General features: G+C 74.1%; 10 protein-coding genes. 6 read left to right on the forward strand and 4 right to left on the reverse strand.

The features are described 5' to 3' along the window. Positions 1-6: 6 nt before the first annotated feature. Together JTN19_RS07320 and JTN19_RS07325 are read right to left on the reverse strand one after the other, a co-directional pair. Positions 7-783 carry a hypothetical protein gene (locus JTN19_RS07320; protein ID WP_206931245.1) on the reverse strand — a complete coding sequence of 259 codons (777 nt, stop codon included), beginning with the start codon at positions 781-783 and terminating at the stop codon, positions 7-9. 190 nt (positions 784-973) lie between these two features. Continuing rightward, positions 974-2,647: a formate--tetrahydrofolate ligase gene (locus tag JTN19_RS07325; RefSeq protein WP_206931246.1), complete on the reverse strand. Its 1,674-nt coding sequence runs from the start codon at positions 2,645-2,647 to the stop codon at positions 974-976. Between the two features lie 248 nt (positions 2,648-2,895). On the opposite strand from JTN19_RS07325, the gene JTN19_RS07330 reads away from it, so the two are divergent. Then, entirely contained in the window at positions 2,896-3,525 is a 630-nt protein-coding gene (locus JTN19_RS07330; RefSeq protein ID WP_206931316.1) for a peroxiredoxin, read from the forward strand. 154 nt (positions 3,526-3,679) lie between these two features. Further along, positions 3,680-4,321, forward strand: a complete 642-nt coding sequence (locus JTN19_RS07335; protein WP_206931247.1) for an OmpW/AlkL family protein — start codon at positions 3,680-3,682, stop codon at positions 4,319-4,321. A 116-nt stretch (positions 4,322-4,437) separates the two neighbouring features. Here JTN19_RS07335 and JTN19_RS07340 read toward each other — a convergent pair whose 3' ends face one another. Further along, the gene (locus tag JTN19_RS07340) at positions 4,438-5,544 is read right to left on the reverse strand and encodes a 2-aminoethylphosphonate--pyruvate transaminase (protein WP_206931248.1); all 1,107 of its coding nucleotides are present in this window, start codon (positions 5,542-5,544) and stop codon (positions 4,438-4,440) included. A gap of 95 nt (positions 5,545-5,639) precedes the next feature. Here JTN19_RS07340 and JTN19_RS07345 point away from each other — a divergent pair, with 95 nt between their 5' ends. The 4 genes from JTN19_RS07345 (at position 5,640) to JTN19_RS07360 (ending at position 14,383) form a co-directional block, all read left to right on the forward strand. After that, a complete protein-coding gene (locus JTN19_RS07345; RefSeq protein WP_206931249.1) occupies positions 5,640-7,022 on the forward strand; it encodes an MFS transporter in 1,383 nt (460 codons plus the stop codon). After that, positions 7,019-7,777: a hypothetical protein gene (locus tag JTN19_RS07350; protein WP_206931250.1), complete on the forward strand. Its 759-nt coding sequence runs from the start codon at positions 7,019-7,021 to the stop codon at positions 7,775-7,777. Before JTN19_RS07345 ends, JTN19_RS07350 begins: the two co-directional genes overlap by 4 nt. Positions 7,778-7,821: 44 nt before the next feature. Continuing rightward, the gene (locus JTN19_RS07355) at positions 7,822-9,168 is read left to right on the forward strand and encodes a cytochrome P450 (RefSeq protein WP_206931251.1); all 1,347 of its coding nucleotides are present in this window, start codon (positions 7,822-7,824) and stop codon (positions 9,166-9,168) included. 136 nt (positions 9,169-9,304) lie between these two features. After that, complete coding sequence (locus JTN19_RS07360; protein WP_206931252.1) at positions 9,305-14,383, forward strand: alpha-2-macroglobulin family protein; 5,079 nt, start codon at positions 9,305-9,307, stop codon at positions 14,381-14,383. Here the strand turns inward: JTN19_RS07360 and JTN19_RS07365 are convergent. After that, on the reverse strand, positions 14,373-17,204 hold the full coding sequence (locus JTN19_RS07365; RefSeq protein ID WP_206931253.1) for a glycosyltransferase: 2,832 nt from the start codon (positions 17,202-17,204) through the stop codon (positions 14,373-14,375). The two genes, JTN19_RS07360 and JTN19_RS07365, sit on opposite strands and share 11 nt — an antisense overlap. Positions 17,205-17,206 lie beyond the last annotated feature (2 nt).

The raw sequence follows: 17,206 nt of genomic DNA on the forward strand, positions 1-17,206 counted from the left end.
AGCCGGTCATGCCGGAGGGTCGCGCCGGGCGGGCGGCGCGGCTGGGGTGCGGCCCGACAGCTCCGCATGGACATCCTGCAGCAACGCGTAGGCGCGCGTGCCGGTGGGGCGCGGCGGCGGCGGTGGCGGCGCCAGGCCGTGCAACTCCGCCAGGCGACGCAGCCGTGGCGCCTCGGGCAGGGTCGCGGGCGCGAAGGGATCGGGCCAGGCGGCGGCGGGCGGCGCGGCGGGCGGCGCCGGTTGCGGCGGGACGGCGGCGGGCGTCGCCGGTTGCGGCGGGATGACGGCCTGCGCCGCCAGGGGCGCCACGGCCGGCGGCAGCGACAGCGACAGCGCGGCCCCGGGGCTGGGCGCGGCTTCGGCCCGCGCGGCCGGCATCACGAAGGCCGGGGCCGGGCTGGAAGGCGGGGGGGCGGTGAAGCTCGGCGCGGCGGGCTGCGGCGCGAAAAGGCCGCCGCCGCCGATGCCGCCGGAGGACGCGGCCGCGGCCCCGGCCGGCAGCGCCGTGACACCGAAGCGGGGCAGGCCGTCCGCGAAGCGGGTGGCCGCGGGCGGCGGTGCCGCGGCTGGCATGGCGGGCGCGGGTGGGGTGGCCTGAACCACCGGTGTCGGCGGCGCTGCCTCCAGCGGCGGAGGTGGCGCGGGCGCCGGTTCCGCCGCCGGCGCGGGTTCCGACGCCACCACCGGACGCGGGCGCGCCTCGAAGAGGACGGGCGGAAAGCTCAGATAGCGGAAGCCCCTCAGGCCCACATCCGCCACGACATTGCCAATCTCCCGCTCCACCCGCGCCCGTCGCCCCTGCCAAGACCATGTCCATGCCGTGGGCCATGCCGCCCCCCGGCCTCTCACTCCTCGCCCGAACGATCGGCGCCAATATCCTTGGCGCAACACAATGCCCGCTGCTTCTCTCTCTCGGAGAGATTAACATGAAAATGCGCGATGGGCACCGAGTCGCGTGCCATCGCCCTCACCTTCAGAACAAACCCTCGATGCGGCCTTCCGCATCCAGGCGGATATTCTCCGCCGCCGGCACGCGCGGCAGGCCCGGCATGGTCATCACATCGCCGCAGATGGCCACCACGAAGCCCGCCCCGGCGGAGAGCCGCACGTCGCGCACCGGCAGCACATGGCCCTCGGGCGCGCCCAGCGCCGTGGGGTCGGCGCTGAAGGAGTATTGCGTCTTGGCGATGCAGACGGGCACCCCGCCGAAGCCCTGCGCCTCGAAGCGCGAGAGCTTCGCGCGCACCGATTCGGGGATGGACACCTCACGCGCGCGGTAGATCTCGCGGGCGATCGTGCCGATCTTGTCGGCCAGCTTCATGTCGTCCGGATAGAGTGGCGTGAAGCGCGCCTCGCCCGCCGCGATACGGCGCATCACGGCCTCCGCGAGCGGCACCGCGCCCTGGGCGCCATCGGCCCAATGGGTGCAGAGGATGGCCTCGACGCCGAGTGCCGCCATCGCCTCCTGCACGGCCTGGATTTCGGCGGCCGTGTCGCCGTTGAAGCGGTTCAGCGCCACCACCGGCGGCAGGCCGAACTTGCGCATGTTCTCCACATGGCGGGCGAGGTTCACCACGCCGCGCTTCACCGCCGGGACATCCTCATGCCCCAGCGCCGACTTCGCCACGCCGCCATGCATCTTGAGCGCGCGCACCGTCGCGACCACCACGCAGGCATCGGGGGCGAGGCCGGCCAGGCGGCACTTGATGTCGAGGAATTTCTCGGCGCCGAGGTCGGCGCCGAAGCCCGCCTCCGTCACCACCACATCCGCGAGGTGCAAGCCGAGCTTCGTCGCCACCACGCTGTTGCAGCCATGGGCGATGTTGGCGAAGGGCCCGCCATGCACCAGCGCGGGGCTGCCCGCCAGGGTCTGCACCAGGTTGGGCGCGAAGGCGTCGCGCAGCAGCACGGCCATAGCGCCATCGGCCTTGAGGTCGGCCGCGGTGACGGATTTCCCCTCGCGCGTCTGCGCCACGATGATGCGGCCCAGGCGCTGCTGGAGGTCCTTCAAATCATGCGCCAAGCAGAAGGCCGCCATCACCTCGGAGGCGACGACGATGTCGAACCCGTCCTCGCGCGGGAAGCCATTGGCGGTGCCGCCCAGCGAACCCACCACCGAGCGCAGCGCGCGGTCGTTCATGTCCAGCGCGCGCCGCCAGGAGATGCGCCGCGCATCAATGCCCAGCGCGTTGCCCCAGTAGATGTGGTTGTCCAGCATCGCGGCCAGCAGGTTGTTGGCGGCGGTGATGGCGTGGAAATCCCCGGTGAAATGAAGGTTGATGTCCTCCATCGGCACCACCTGCGCGTGGCCGCCGCCCGTGGCCCCGCCCTTCACGCCGAAGCAGGGGCCGAGGCTCGGCTCGCGCAGGCAGATCATGGCGCGGTGGCCGATGGCGTTCAGCGCATCGCCCAGGCCGACCGTGGTGGTGGACTTCCCCTCTCCCGCCGGCGTCGGGTTGATGCCGGTCACCAGCACCAGCTTGCCCAGCGGCCGCTCCGCCCGCACGCGGCCCACGAAATCGAGGCCCACCTTGGCCTTGAACTTGCCGTAGGGTTCCAGCGCCTCCTCCGGGATGCCGGCGGCGGCCGCGATGCGCGTGATGGGCGCGAGGGTGGCCGCGCGGGCGATCTCGAGGTCTATGGACATTCCGGATGCTTCTCCCTGGGTTGGGGCGCTAATGGCGCCGCGCGGCGCGGGGGGCAAGACCCGCGGCCGGCGGGCGCGACCGGATGCGCTCCATAATTCACTATATATTATAGTTATTTATCGCGGATTTTACCCGGCACGGCCCTTAAATTCGCGCCGCCGGTCGCGCATATACCCGGGCACAATTCGCAAACCCGCACGCCCAAATCTGCGGCAAGGGAGACGAGCCCATGAGCCTCCAATACGGAATGCCCCTCACCCTCGGCCAGGTCGCGCCCGATTTCGAGGCCGAGACCACCGAAGGCCCCATCCGCTTCAGCGACTGGGCGCGCGATTCCTGGGTGGTGATCTTCTCCCACCCCAAAGATTTCACCCCCGTCTGCACCACCGAACTCGGCGAGGCCGCGCGCCTCAAGCCGGAATTCGACAAGCGCGGCGTGAAGGTGATCGGCCTCTCGGTGGACCCGCTGGACCGCCACGCCGCCTGGGCCGAGGACATCGCGGACACCCAGGGCCATGCGCTGAACTTCCCCATGATCGCGGACCCCTCGCGCCATGTCTCGCAGCTCTATGGCATGATCCATCCTGAGGCGGACCCCTCGGTCACCGTCCGCACCGTCTATGTGCTGGACCCGTCGCGGAAGGTGCGGCTCACCCTCACCTACCCGCCCAGCACGGGCCGCAACTTCCATGAGGTGCTGCGCGTCATTGACAGCCTGCAGCTGACCGACCGCGCGAAGGTGGCCACCCCCGTGAACTGGCAGCCGGGGCATGACGCCATCATCCTCCCTTCCATCCCCGACGAGGACGCCAAGGCCCGCTTCCCCCAGGGCTGGAAGGCCGAACGCCCCTATCTGCGCTGGGTGAAGGTGGACTGAGGATCTCAACCGCAGGGTCGCGCGCCGCCTGGCCGTGACCCTGCGGCCACGGCGCCGCCGCAAGGCGCAAACCCGTTGATGTGCATCAAAGTCCAGCTTCCTTCCCGGCCGTAGTGCTCCGGCGCGGCGGGATGCCGCGAAAGGGAGTTTGGACATGCGTGGTTTGGGATTGCTGGCCGGTGCGGCGCTCGTGGCGACGACCGGTCTGGCGGGGGCGCAGGAGGTGCGCGGCCTGCGCGCCGGCGATTTCATGGTGGGTTTCGGCGCCGTGGGCGTGCTGCCCACCAATGGCGGCAGCGTGGGCGTGATCGGCGGCCGGCCGGAGGCGACCAACAGCGCGAGCCCCCTGCTCGACTTCACCTATTTCATGACGCCCAACTTCTCGGCGAACCTGATCGCGGCCACCACGCGCCATGACATCCGGGTGCGGAATTCGGCGCTGGGCGATGTGAGCCTCGGCCATGTCTGGGCGCTGCCGCCCACGCTGACGGTGCAATACCACCCGATGCCCGCTTCGCGCTTCAGCCCCTATGTGGGCCTGGGCCTCAACGCCACCTGGTTCTATGGCCATGGCGGCAGCCGGGCGGGCGCGGTGAACCGGGTGCGCGTGCAGCCGAGCGTCGGCGTGGCGCCCAGCATCGGCTTCAACTACGAGATCTCGCCCAACTGGGTGGCGAACCTCGACCTGAAATGGGTGCTGATGCAGCCCGATGTCAGCGTGAACAGCGGCACCATCCGTGCGCGGGCCGATATCAACCCCTTCGTGCTGGGGGCCACGCTGCGCTACCGGTTCTGAGATTTATTGGGGCGGGTGATTCACGCCTCCGGGCATTCGCCCTGCGGCGATCACACGCCCTTTCGCGCGGGTGATTCACGCCTCCGGGCATTCGCCCTGCGGCGATCACACGCCCCCTAGGCCGCGGCGGGCAGCTTGCCCATCGCGGCCAGGGTCTCGGCGATGGCCGCCACGGCGCGGTCCATCTCGGCCAAGCCCACATCGCCGATTGCGCCGACGCGGAAGGTCGGCGCCTCGGTCGTGTAGTAGGCGCTGATGTTCACGCCGCGCGCCTTCAGCGCCCGCACGAAGGCATCGAAATCCATGCCGTCCGGCTGGTGGAAGGTGACGACCACCGGCCCCTGCTCGGCCTGGTTCAGGTAGGGGCGCAGCCCCAACCCGCACAGCCCGGCGTAAAGCCGCGCCGCATTGGCCCGGTAGCGCGCAAGGCGCTGCGCAGGCCCGCCCTCCGCATCCAGCCGGTCCAGCGCCACTTCCAGCGCCCGCAGCGTCTGCACGGGCCCGGTGAAGCGCAGGCTGCCCCAGCCGCTGCGCCTGGCCTGGGCCAGCACATCCGAGAGGTCGAGGCTCCAGGACCCCGCCTGCCCCGCGCCTTCCTCCGTGCGGTCCATGCGCGCCACGGCAAAGGCGAAGCCCGGCACGCTCTCCAGGCATTTGTTCGAGGTGAAGACCACCGCGTCCAGTTCCGGCTGGGCCGACATGTCCAGCGGCAGCGCCCCGAAGGCCGAGACCGCGTCCACGATCATCCGCCGCCCCGCCGCGCGCACCACGGCGCCGATGGCGGCCACGTCGTTCACGATGCCGCTGCCCGTCTCGCTCTGCACCATGGCGAGGTGCGTGGCCTCCGGGTGGGCTGCCAGCGCCGCCGCCACGGCCTCGGGTGTCACGGCGTGGGTGTCCTGGGCCGGCAGTTCCACCACCAGGCGCCCCGCCTCGCGCGCCAGCCGCGCGATCCGCACCGCGTATTCGCCGTTCATCGGCACCAGGAGGGTGGCGCCCGGCGCGACATAGGTGCGGAGCGCGGCCTCCAGGATCATATGGCCCGAACCCTGTAGCGGCAGGGTGGCGTGCACCCCCTCGGCCCCGCCCGCGAGGTCGCGCAGCCGCTCGCGCAGGCGCGTGTAGAAGGGGCGGAACTCGGCATCCCAGGGGGCGATGTCCTCGTCCATGGCGGCGCGCACCGAGGGGTGCGTCTGGACGGGGCCGGGGGTGAGGAGGAGCATGTCGGGCATTCCCTGCCCTTGCCTGGAATCGGCGCCCGCGAAAAGGGGTTTCGCCCTGCTTCCGGCGCGGTGCGGGCCACCCTACCCTGCGGGGCATGGCAGGAACACGCACCACCGCGATCATCGTCGCCTCGGCGCTGTTCATGCAGAACCTCGACAGCTCGGCCGTCGTCACCGCCCTGCCCGCCATGGCGCGCGACCTGAACGAGGACCCGGCGCGGCTGGGGGTCGCCATCACCTCCTACCTGGTGGCGCTGACGGTGTTCATCCCGGTCAGCGGCTATGTGGCGGACCGCTTCGGGGCGAAGCGCGTCTTCCTCATGGCCATATTGCTGTTCGGCACGGCGTCCGCCGCCTGCGGCTTCGCCAATTCGCTGGGCGAGCTGGTGGCGGCGCGCGTCTTCCAGGGCATGGCCGGCGCCATGATGGTGCCCGTGGGGCGGCTGTTGCTGCTCAGCGGCATCCGCAAGGACGAGATGCTGACGGCCATGGCCTGGCTGACCATGCCCGCCATGCTGGGGCCCATCACCGGGCCGCCCCTGGGCGGCATCATGACGGACCTGTTCGGCTGGCGCAGCGTGTTCTGGCTGAACGTGCCGGTGGCGCTGCTGGGCTTCGCGCTGGTGGCCTGGAAGATCACCCCTTTGCCCGTCCAGAACCCCGGCCCGCCGGACATCAAGGGGCTGCTGCTGGTCGGCGGCGCGCTGGCCACCCTCATGGCCGGGTTCGAGACGGTGGGCCGCGGCGTGCTGCCCGCCGGGATGCCGGCGGCCTTGCTGGTCCTGGGCGGCATCGTGGCGCTTCTGGCGCTGCGCCATTGCCGGCGGGCCACGCGCCCGGCCATTGACCTGACGCTGCTGCGCTTCCCCTCCTTCCACCACGCGACCCTGGCCGGCAGCCTGTTCCGCGCCGGCGCCGGCGGCGTGCCCTTCCTGGTGCCGCTGCTGCTGCAACTTGGCTTCGGCTGGAGCGCGACCCAGGCGGGGCTGGTGGCCTTCGCGACCGCCTTGGGCGCCTTCGCCATGAAGCCCCTGGCCCGGCCCGTGCTGCGGCGCTGGGGCTTCCGCAACGTGCTGGTGGCCAATGGGCTGCTGGCGGCGGCGGGGGTGGCGGTGGGCGCCGCCTTCTCACCCGCCTGGCCGGTGGCCGCACTCTTCGCGGCCCTGGCCCTCGGCGGGCTGTTCCGCTCGCTGCAATTCACCTCGCTGAACACGCTGGCCTTCGCGGACATCCCGCGCGAGCGGCTGAGCGCCGGCACCAGCTTCTACGGCACCGCCCAGCAATTGCCGCCGGCCATCGGCGTGGTCATCGCCTCCACCGCGCTGGAGGTCAGCCAGCACCTGGCCGGCCGGGACGCGCTGGCGGTGGCGGACTTCACGACGGCCTTCCTGGTGGCGGGGCTGGTGGTGGCCAGCGCGGCGCCGCTGGCACTCCGGCTGCCGCGGGACGTGGGGGCGGAGGTCAGCGGCAAGAGATGAACCGGCGCATCCCCCTGAGCCCCGGGCGGCGGCTGATGGGCGATCTCTCCGCCGCCTCGCGCGCCGTGCCGCGCTTTCTCATCCGCGGGCGGCTTTCCATTCCCCGCGCCCGCGCCGCCCGCGCGGCGCTGCCCGCGCCCCGCCCGCCCTGGACCACCCTCTTCGCCAAGGCCTTCGCCATGGCCGCCCAGCAGCATCCGCCGCTGCGCCGCGTGCATGCCAGCCTGCCCTGGCCGCACCTGATCGAGGCGCCGCATGCCCAGGGCTGCGTGATGGTCGAGGCGCGCGACGGGGAAGAAACACTGCTCGCCCCCGCACGCCTGTTCCGTGCCCATGACGCGCCCCTGCCCGACCTTGCCCGGCGACTCGCCGCGGTGAAGGCCAGCCCGCGCGAAGCGAGCCCCGCCCTGCGCTGGATGCTGGCCACGGGCCGCCTCCCCTGGCCGCTGCGGCGCGCGGGCTATGCGCTCTCCATGGGCCTCGGCTGGCCCGTGCTGCGGCTGGGCGGCAACTACGCCATCTCGGCGCTGGGCGAGCATGGGGCGGAATTGCTGGACAGCGTCAGCATCGTGCCCGTCTTCCTGAGCTTCGGTCCCATCGCCCCCGATGGCGGGGTGAACCTGCATTTCGCCATGGACCACCGGGTGCTGGACGGGTCGGACGCCATCCGCGCCATGGCCGCCATGCAGGCGGCGCTGGAAGGACCCATCGCCGACGAACTGGCCGCCCTGGACGCGCCCCCGCCACGGGATTAGCCACTCCCCCGCGCCGCCCTTCTGGCGCCCTGGAGTTCCGCCTGATGTCCGTGCCGGACCTGATCCCGCCGCGCCCCGCCTTGCCCGCCCGCTTTCCCGGCCCCTGGGCGATGATCCGCACCTCGGCGCAGGATTTGCTGCGCTTCTTCCCCGAGACGGGCTTCCGCCACCGCCTGATCCCCATCCGCACCCTGCGCCAGCGCACCCTGGTGGTGAACGAGCCCGATCTGGTGCGGCACGTCTTCATCCTGCGCGGGGCCGACTACGAGGCGAAGAGCCGGCATTTCCGCTCCGCCGTCTCGCCCGTGCTGGGCGACAGCATGTTCGGCAACCACGGCCCCCTCTGGGCCGAGCGGCGCGCCGTCGTGATGAAGCTGCTGCACCCCTCGCGCACGGCGGGCTTTTTTCCGCTGTTCGTGCAGGGAGCCGAGGAGATGGCGGCGCGCTGGCGCGGCCAGGTGGATGTCTCGGCGGAACTGGCGGGCACGACGGCCCTCGCGGTGATGCGCGCGCTGTTCCCCCGCACCGGCACGGAAGCCGCCGCGCGCCGCATCGCCTCCAGCTTCGCGGAATATGAGCAATCCGTGCTGGCGGTGGATTTCGCCCATCTGCTGGGCCTGCCCGAGCGGCTTTCGGGCTTCCAGCTGCGCGGCGCGCTGCGCCATGCGCGTGACGTCCGCGCCACCATCGCGGGCTGCATCGCCGCCGCCGACCCGGAGGAAGGCGGACTCTTCGCCGAGATGCGCGCGGCCCTGGCCCCCGATGGCCAGCCGCTGCTCGACGCCGAGGACCTGGTGAATGAACTGGGCATGATGCTGCTGGCGGGCAGCGAGACCTCGGCCAATGCGCTGACCTGGTCGCTCTACCTCATCGCCCGCCACCCACCGACCTTGGAACGGCTCCGCGCCGAACACGCGGAAGTCCTGGGCGGCCGCGCGCCGGACTACACGGACCTGCCCCGCCTGCCCTTCACCAAGGCCGTGACGCAGGAGGCCATGCGCCTCTACCCGCCCGTGCCCTATCTCTCGCGCGAGGCGGCGAAGGCCGACCGCATCGGCCAGGTGACGGTGCGCGCGGGCGACACCGTCATGGCCCTGCCCTGGCTGCTGCACCGGCATGAGCAGCTGTGGGACGCACCACACGCCTTCCGCCCCGAGCGCTTCCTGCCCGACGCGCCGCGCAAGCCGCCGCGCTTCGGCTACATCCCCTTCTCGCTGGGGCCGCGCATCTGCGCGGGCGCGGCCTTCGCCCAGGCCGAAATGACGGCCTTCCTGGCCGTGCTGCTCCAGCGCCTCGACTTCGCGGTGCCCGAGACGACGCGCCCCATGCCGCGCGCGCGGCTCAGCGTGCGGCCGCGGGGCGGGATGACGCTTTCGGTGACGCCGCGCTGAGGCGCTTCCGCCGCGCCTGTTTCGTGCCATGCTGGGGCCGAACCGGGGGACGCCTCCCTGGGGGCGCCTGATCGGCGTCGGTGACATCACCGATGCCGTGAATCAGCCGCCCGGCAATGGTCGAGGAAGCCTGCCCATGTTCCGGCGCCTGTTCCTGCTGTTCCTGCTGGCCTTCACCATGCCCGCCGCGCCGCTGGCCGCCCAGGGCTTCGAGATTCCCGGCCTGTGGCAGGATTCGCAGCGCTACCGCAATGAGCTGGAACGCCGCTACCCCGCCGGCGGCACCCCGGCCCAGCGCCAGGCCGCCGAAAGCCGCGCCGCCACCGCCGAACGCCAGAACAACTGGGCCGCCGCCGCCGAGGCCTGGGAGGCCCGCGTGGCCCTCGGCCAGGCCACGCCCGAGCAATGGCTGGCGCTGGCCCGCGCGCAACTCCGCCGCACGCCGCCCGATGGCGTCCGCGCCCTGCGCGCCGCCTGGCAAAACTTCATCGAGGTGCCGGGCGGCGCGCCCGAAATCCCCTCGCTGCTGGTGATGGCGGACGCGCTCGCCGCGCAGAACCGCCCCCTGCCGCGCCTCGCCGCGCTGGAGGCCGTGTTGCAGCGCGACCCGTCGAACCCCCGCCACCAGCAGGCGCTCGCCGCCGCGCGGCGCGAGGTGGGTGTGCTGGTCCGCCGCCTCAACACCGAGCCGGACGCCGAGCCCGCCCGCGCCTGCCTCGGCTTCACCACGCCGCCCGCCCGCCGCGACGACTGGCGCCCGGAGGATTGGCTGCGCGCCGAACCCGCCATCCCCGGCCTCGGCTTCACGCGCGAGCGGGATTCCATCTGCATCCTGGGCCTGCCGCTTGGCCGCACCACGCGCGTGATCCTGCGCGCGGGCATGCCCGGCGAGGACGGGCTGCGCGTGAACCAGGACCAGGTGCTGAACATCGCCATGCCCGACCGGGCACCGCGCCTCGCCTTCGACCCCGGCCACTACCTGATGCCGCGCGACCGCGCCGAGGCCCGCGTGCCCATGGCGCTGATGAACATCTCGGCCATCGAGATGCGCGTGATCCGCCTGACGGAGCGCAGCCTGATCCCCTTCTCGCGCGAGACGCGGCTGGGCGAGGCCATCAGCGGCTGGACCGCCGGCTACCTGCACGAGGAATGGGGCCAGGTGGTGTGGGAGGGCGCCATCGAGCTTCCCCGCGGCGAGGCGAACCGCTTCCAGCGCCTCTCCGTGCCCCTGCCGGAGGCGGTGCGGACGGCCGGCCCCGGCCTCTACATCATGGTGGCCCGCCCGGCCGATGGCGCGCGGGATTCGCGCGGGCTGACGGCGGCGCAGCCGCTGATCGTGACGGACCTTGGCCTGACGGCCTGGCGCGGCGCGGGGGGGCTGGCGGCCCAGGTGCGGGGGCTCGCCTCCGCCGCCCCGCGCGAGGGGGTGCGGGTGGCTCTGATGGCCCGCAACAACGACATCCTGGCCGAGGCCACGACCGGCCCCGACGGGCTGGCGCGCTTCCACGCCCCCCTGCTGCGCGGCGAGGGGCCGATGGCGCCCGTGGCGCTGCACGCCATGACGGACGACGATCTCGTCACGCTGAACCTGGAGGCGGCGTCCTTCGACCTCTCCGACCGGGGCGTGGCCGGCCGCGCCCATCCCGGGCCGCTCGATGCCTTCCTCTGGCTCGATCGCGGCATCTACCGGCCGGGCGAGACGGTGCAGGCCATGGCGCTGCTGCGCGATGCGGGCGGCGCGCCGGTGGACGCGCCGCTGCGCCTGCGCCTGCGCCGCCCCAACGGGCAGATCCTGGCCGAGCAGGTGGTGCGCGATGGCGGGCATTGGCCCGTGGCACTTCCCGCCGCCGCCCAGGCCGGCGCCTGGACGCTGGAGGCCGTGGCGGACCCCAATGCGCCCCCCGTGGGCCAACTCACCTTCCGCGTGGACAGCTTCGTGGCCGAGCGCCTGGCCGTCGAGGCCGGCCCCGCCCCGGGCCCGCTGCGCCCCGGCCAGCCCATGGAGATCCCCGTCACGGCGCGCTTCCTCTATGGCGCGCCGGGCAGCGGCTTGTCGGGCAGCGCCGAACTGCGCCTCACCACCCAGCGCAGCCCCTTCGAGCGCTGGCGCGACTTCCGCTTCGGGCTGGAGGAGGAGAGCTTCGCGCCCGACCTGATCCAGGCCGAACTGCCCGAGACCGACGCCGATGGCCGCGCCACGCTGCGGCTGGAGTTGCCCGGCGCCCCCGACACCACGCGCCCGCTGCGCGGCGAATTGATGGTGCTGGTGGAGGAACCGGGCGGCCGCGCCTCGCGCGCCACGCTGGACCTCGCGGTGGCCGCCCAGCCGCGCTTCCTGGGCCTCGCCGCGCCCGCCGCCGTGGATGCGGGGGCCGAGGCGGCCATCCAGGTCATCATGACCGACGCCGAGGGCAACCCGCTGGCCGGCGAGGTGAACCTGCGCCTCGTGCGCGAGCGCCCCGACTGGCGCATCGTCGTCCGCGGCGGCACCCCCCGCTACGAGACGGTCTGGACCGATGAGCCGGTGGACAGCACGCCCATCCGCCTGACCGGCACCGAGCCCGGCCGCTTCACCCGCACCCTGCCCTTCGGCCGCTACCGGCTGGAGGCGCAGGAGGCGGGCGGCATGGCGCTGGCGTCCATCCGCTTCCGCTCCGGCTGGGTGGCGAGCGAGAGCGCCGAGGTGCCCGACCGCGTGGACGTGGCCACCGACCGCGCCAGCTACGCGCCGGGCGAGACGGTGACGCTGCGGATCACGCCCCCCTTCGCCGGCCGCGCCGCCGTGGCGGTGCTGACCGACCGCCTGCTCTCGATCCGCGAGATGGAGGTGCCCGAGGCCGGCGCCGAAATCACCCTGCCCGCCGACGCGGCCTGGGGCGCCGGCGCCTATGTGGCCGTCACCGTCTTCCGGCCGGAGGCCGGGCCGCAGCTTCCGGGGCGCGCGCTGGGCCTCGCCTGGGTGCAGATGTCGCGCGACAGCCGGGCGCTGGCGGTGACGCTGGACGCGCCCGACCGGGTGCGCCCCAGCACGCGCGTGGAGCTGCCCGTGACCGTGACGGGCGCCTCCGGCCCCGTGCGGCTGACGCTGGCCGCGGTGGATGAGGGCATATTGCGCCTGACCCGCTTCGCGAGCCCCGACCCGCTGACGCACTACATGGGCCGCCGCACGCTGGGCGTGGACATCCGCGACGATTACGGCCGGCTGATCGCGCCGCCCGAGGGCGCGCCCGTCACGCTGCGCCAGGGCGGCGACGACATGGACGGGCTGGCCGCCCTCACGCCGCCCCAGCGCAATGTCGCGCTGTTCAGCGGCGTGGTGGAGACGGACGCGCAGGGCCGCGCGACCATCCCCCTCGACCTGCCCGATTTCGCGGGCGAATTGCGCCTGATGGCCGTGGCCTGGGCCGAGGCGCGGGTGGGCGCGGCCTCGCGCCCGCTCACCGTGCGCGACCCGCTGCTGGCCGAGCCGCTGCTGCCCCGTTTCCTCGCCCCCGGCGACGAGGCGGATGCGGCGCTGCTGCTGCACAACCTGGAACTGCCGGCGGGCGAGGTGGTGGTGAACGTCACGGCCGAAGGAGCGCTGGCGCTGCGCGGCGAGGCGCGCATCACGGCGCAGCTGGAGGCGGGCGCCCGCGCCCAGCCGCCTTTGCCGCTGCGGGCCGTGGCGCCGGGCGAGGGCGTGCTTCGCCTCGCCGTCTCCGGCCCCGGCGGCTTCACCGCGACGCGCGAGGCGCGGATCACGGTGCGGTCCTCCCGCCCCATCGCCACCGCGCTCTCCACGCTGGAGGTGGCACCCGGCGCCGAGGCGCGACTGGCGCCTGCGGCCGGAGCCTTCCTGCCCGGCTGGCGGGCCGTGGCGCGGCTGGGTTCGCCCGTGCGCTATGACGCGGCGGGCATGCTGGCTGCGTTGCAGGCCTTCCCGCTGGCCTGCCTGGAGCAGGTCTCCTCCCAGGCCATCGGCATGGCGGCCGCGCTGAACGAGGGCAGCCCGGCCCGCGACGCCGTGGCCCTGCAACGCGCCGTGGACGGCATCCTGGCGCGGCAGCGCTTCGACGGCAGCTTCGGCCTATGGTCGGCGCAGGGCGAGCCGCAATATTGGACCTCCGCCTATGCCGTGGAGGCGCTGCTGCGGGCGCGGGCCGCCGGCGCCACCGTGCCCGAGGCGCCCTTGCAGGCGGCGCTGGCGGACCTCGAGGAACGCCTGGAGCAAAGCCCCTCCGAACCCACCCAGTTCGCGGCCCAGGCGGCGCGGCTGAACGCGCTGTCCTTGGCCGGGCGGCACCGGCTGGGCGCGGCGCGGCGGCTTCTGGAGGTGTCCTCGCGCCTGCCCACGCCGCTCGCTCGCGCGCAGCTCGCCGCCAGCTTCGCCCGCGCGGGCGACACCGAACGCGCGAACGCGGCCTTCGCCGAGGCCCTGGCCATGACGGCGCGCACGGACTGGCTCTACGACTATGGCAGCGCCGCGCGCGACGCCCTGGCGCTGGTGGTGCTGGCGCGCGAGGCCGGACTGCCCGCCGCCCAGGTCAGCGCCGCCGCGGCCCGCCAGCCCGGGCCGGAACTGACGCCCCAGCGCGCCTCCACCCAGGAACAGGCCTGGGCGGTGCTGGCGGCAGTCACCCTCGGCCAGGATGCGCGGCCCGTCCGCGCCGCCTGGAACGGCAGCGCCACCCAGGCGCGCGCGCTGGACGTGACCGGCGGCGGCGTTCTCCGCAACGCGGGCGAGGCGCCCCTGCCCGTGCAGATCGCCATCTCCGGCACGCCGGCCCAGGCCGCCCCCGCCGGGCGCCAGCAGATGACCATCCGCCGCCGCTTCGTGGCGCTGGATGGCCAGGCGCAGAACCTCGACGCGCTGCGTCCCGGGGTCGAGTTCCTGCTGGTGCTCGATGCCCGCGCCGAGAGCGGGCAGGAGCACATGGCCATGCTGACCCAGGGCCTGCCCGCGGGGTGGGAGATCGTCTCGCGCCTGCCCGCGGGGCCCGTGCCGAACCTGCCCGACCTCGGCCCGCTGACCGAGGTGGACGCCATGCCCGCCCTGGATGACCGCCTGGCCGCCGCCCTCACCTTCACCCGCGAGGCGCGTGAGGCCCGCATCGCCGCACGCATCCGCGTGGTGACGCCGGGCCGCTTCGAGCTGCCGGGGGCGGAGGTGGTGGACATGTACCGCCCCAGCTTCTTCGCGCGGCAGAACACCGCGCGCATCACGGTCAATCCGTGAGCTGATCCAGCACCGCCGCGCGCTGGGCCTCGCCCGCGCCGGCGGTGGGCGGGGCCAGCAGCCGGCAGCCGGCAATCAGGGCGGCCTCGCCGCCGGCGGGGGCGGCGGTCAGCAGCGCGTCGGAGGGGGTCAGCGCGGCCGGGCCCTCGGCGGGCGGCAGGCCGGACAGGGAGAGCTTCTCCCAGGCCCAGCCATGGTCGGTGACGAAGCCGCCGGGGCCGAGGCGGCAGGGCTCCGGCCGGAAGCGCCCCGCCCCCTCGCGCAGCAGGGCGAGCAGGCCCGGCTCGAAGCCGGGGGCGGCGGTGTCCAGCCACAGCCGGGGCCGGCGCGCCCCGGTCCAGGCACGCGCGATGGCGACGCCGCCCGCCGCCGCATCCTCGGCCGAGAGCGGCAGCTCCGCCGCCCAGCGCGTCACGTCATGGCCGCCGGCGCCGGGACCGAAGAGATAGGCCTCCTCGATGTGCTGCCGGTGCCGCCTTCCCACATCCTCCGGCGCCAGGGCGGCCTGCGCCCAGGCGCGGCCCGCCTGCCCCAGGGCCTCCCGCGCCTCGCGCGAGGCAAGCAGGCGGCCGATGGCCTCGGCCAGCTCCGTCTCGGTGAAGTTGTCGGGGATGACCTGGCAGGCCTCCTCCGGCAGTTCCGCCATGGCGCCATGGGCGTTGACCACGACGGGCAGCCCCGCCATCAGCGCATCCTTCACCGCGCCCGAGGTCTCGCCCGTGCTGTCGGCGCGCAGCTGCACGGCGAGGTCGGCCGCGGCCAGCCAGCGGCGGTAGTCGCGCAGCGGCAGGCGCCCCGTGACCATGACGCGCGAGGCAAGGTTCAGCCGCCGCGCCACGTCGCTGATGCGCTGGTCCAGCGCATCCTGCGCGCCGCCCACGAAGACCAGCCGGGCCTCGGGAAATTGCGTGGCGATGCGGGCGAAGGCGGCCAGCAGTTCGAGCGGCCCCTTCCGGACCGTGACGAGGCCGAAGGCGGCGACGACCAGCGCCCCGCGCCCGACGCCCAGCAGCCGCCGCGCCCGCGGCGCGGTGGGCAGGGCCGGCCCCGCGCGCAGATGCGGCAGCACCCGCACATGCCGGGTGGCCTCCGCCCCGTATTCCTCGAGCAGGCGGCGCCGCGCATGGGCGGAATGGACCAGCACGCCGAGCGCCTGGGCCAGCACGCCCGCGCTGCCCGCGCCGGGCTGGCCGGCCAGGGCGGCGGGGTAGCCTTCCTCCTCCACCCGCCGGGCCAGCGCGGACTCGCGCTCGGCGCGGTCGGTCAGCATCCAGTTGCGGAGGTCGGTCAGCACGGGGTCGTGCAGCGTCACCATGCCGGGGTGGCGCGGCAGCAGGCGGCGCAGGGTGGAGGCGTGCAGCGCGTTGTTGCCCACCTGGTAGAGGATGCGGTCGAAGCGCGCGCCCTCGGCCAGGAACTCGGTCTCCGGCATCCAGGGGAAGCGGCCGCGCAGCGCGCCCTCGGGCGGGGTGTCGGAAACGAGCGTCACGGCGTAGTGCGGCGCCAGCGCGGGGGCGAGTTCCGCCGTGTAGTCCGCGATGCCGGTGGGCGCGGGCGGCAGGGGCGCCACCAGCGCCAGGCGCGGGCGCGGCAGCGGGCGCCAATAGCCGCGCCGCGCGCCCATGGCATCCAGCGCCGGCCAGGCGCGGGCGGCGGCGGCGTCCCAGCTGAACTCCCGCGCGCGGCGCAGCCCATAGGCGCGCATCTCGGCCAGGCGGTCGGGATCACGGAGCAGCGCCTCGATCATGCGGGCCAGGGCGGGCGCATCCTCGGGGTCGAACAGCGCGTCGGCGCGGCCCATCACCTCCGGCATGGCGGAGAGGTTGCTCGCGATCACGGGCGCGCCGCAGGCCATGGCCTCCATCAGCGGCAGGCCCAGCCCCTCGGCCAGCGAGGGAAAGACCAGCAGGGCGCATTGCGCGTAGAGGCCGGGCAGGTCCGCCTCGGCCACGAAGGGCAGCGTGATGACCTCGCGGGGCGTCAGGCCGCGCGCCTCGGCCATGGCGCGCAGGTGCGGCGGGTTCACATGGCCGATGGCGAGCGGGTGGCGCGCGCGCAGCGCCGGCGGCAGCAGGGCCAGCGCGTCCAGCAGCACGGCCTCGTTCTTGCGCGGGTCGCCCGCCCCCAGGAAGAGCAGGTAGTCGGGCGGCAGGCCGTAGCGCGCGGGCAGGCCGGGGTCCGGCACCTCGGGCGGCACGAAGTGGGGCTCGACGCCGCCGCCCAGCACCGTCAGGCGCTCATGCGGCTTGCGAAGGTGCCGCAGCGCCTCCTCCCGCGTGGCCTCGGAGAGGCAGAGCAGCGTCTCCGCCTGCGCCACCTCGTCCAGCGCGCGGAAATACCAGGGCAGCAGCCCCGCCTCGCGCCACAGCCCGTCCAGATACATGGGCCTGAGCGAGAGCGGGATGAGGTCATAGAGCACCGCCGCCGTGTGCGGGCGTTGCAGGCTGGCGGGCCAGGTGGTGACGGCCTCGTCGCGCCAGCCCTCGAAGACCGAGCCCACCAGCAGCAGGTCCGGCGTCGCGTCGTGCACCGCCTCGGCGCGCAACAGTTCCGCCAGCCGCCGGCGGGGCGATTGCGGGTTGTCGCCCGCGGCACAGCCCGCGGGGGGGGTGAAGAGGTGCAGCGCCTCGCGCCCCAGGATGGGCGTGAACTCCTCCACCAGCCTCGCGGCGGATTCGCGCAGCCTGGCATTGAGCAGCAGGTGCAGCTCCCGCCCGCCGCGCGCGCGGGCCATGCCATGCGCGAGGCCCCGCAGGTAGCGCCCCACGCCCGAGGAACGCGACGCCCCCTGCGCGCCCTGCATGTCGAGCAGCACGCGCATGG

This window comes from Roseococcus thiosulfatophilus (assembly GCF_017311575.1).
Classification (GTDB): domain Bacteria; phylum Pseudomonadota; class Alphaproteobacteria; order Acetobacterales; family Acetobacteraceae; genus Roseococcus; species Roseococcus thiosulfatophilus.

Bases quoted from the DNA above. Each gene is read 5' to 3' on its own strand.
- JTN19_RS07325 (WP_206931246.1), bottom strand. From the start codon at position 2,647: ATGTCCATAGACCTCGAGATCGCCCGCGCGGCCACCCTCGCGCCCATC.
- JTN19_RS07330 (WP_206931316.1), top strand. From the start codon at position 2,896: ATGCCCCTCACCCTCGGCCAGGTCGCGCCCGATTTCGAGGCCGAGACC.
- JTN19_RS07335 (WP_206931247.1), top strand. From the start codon at position 3,680: ATGCGTGGTTTGGGATTGCTGGCCGGTGCGGCGCTCGTGGCGACGACC.
- JTN19_RS07340 (WP_206931248.1), bottom strand. From the start codon at position 5,544: ATGCTCCTCCTCACCCCCGGCCCCGTCCAGACGCACCCCTCGGTGCGC.
- JTN19_RS07345 (WP_206931249.1), top strand. From the start codon at position 5,640: ATGGCAGGAACACGCACCACCGCGATCATCGTCGCCTCGGCGCTGTTC.
- JTN19_RS07350 (WP_206931250.1), top strand. From the start codon at position 7,019: ATGAACCGGCGCATCCCCCTGAGCCCCGGGCGGCGGCTGATGGGCGAT.
- JTN19_RS07355 (WP_206931251.1), top strand. From the start codon at position 7,822: ATGTCCGTGCCGGACCTGATCCCGCCGCGCCCCGCCTTGCCCGCCCGC.
- JTN19_RS07360 (WP_206931252.1), top strand. From the start codon at position 9,305: ATGTTCCGGCGCCTGTTCCTGCTGTTCCTGCTGGCCTTCACCATGCCC.
- JTN19_RS07365 (WP_206931253.1), bottom strand. From the start codon at position 17,204: ATGCGCGTGCTGCTCGACATGCAGGGCGCGCAGGGGGCGTCGCGTTCC.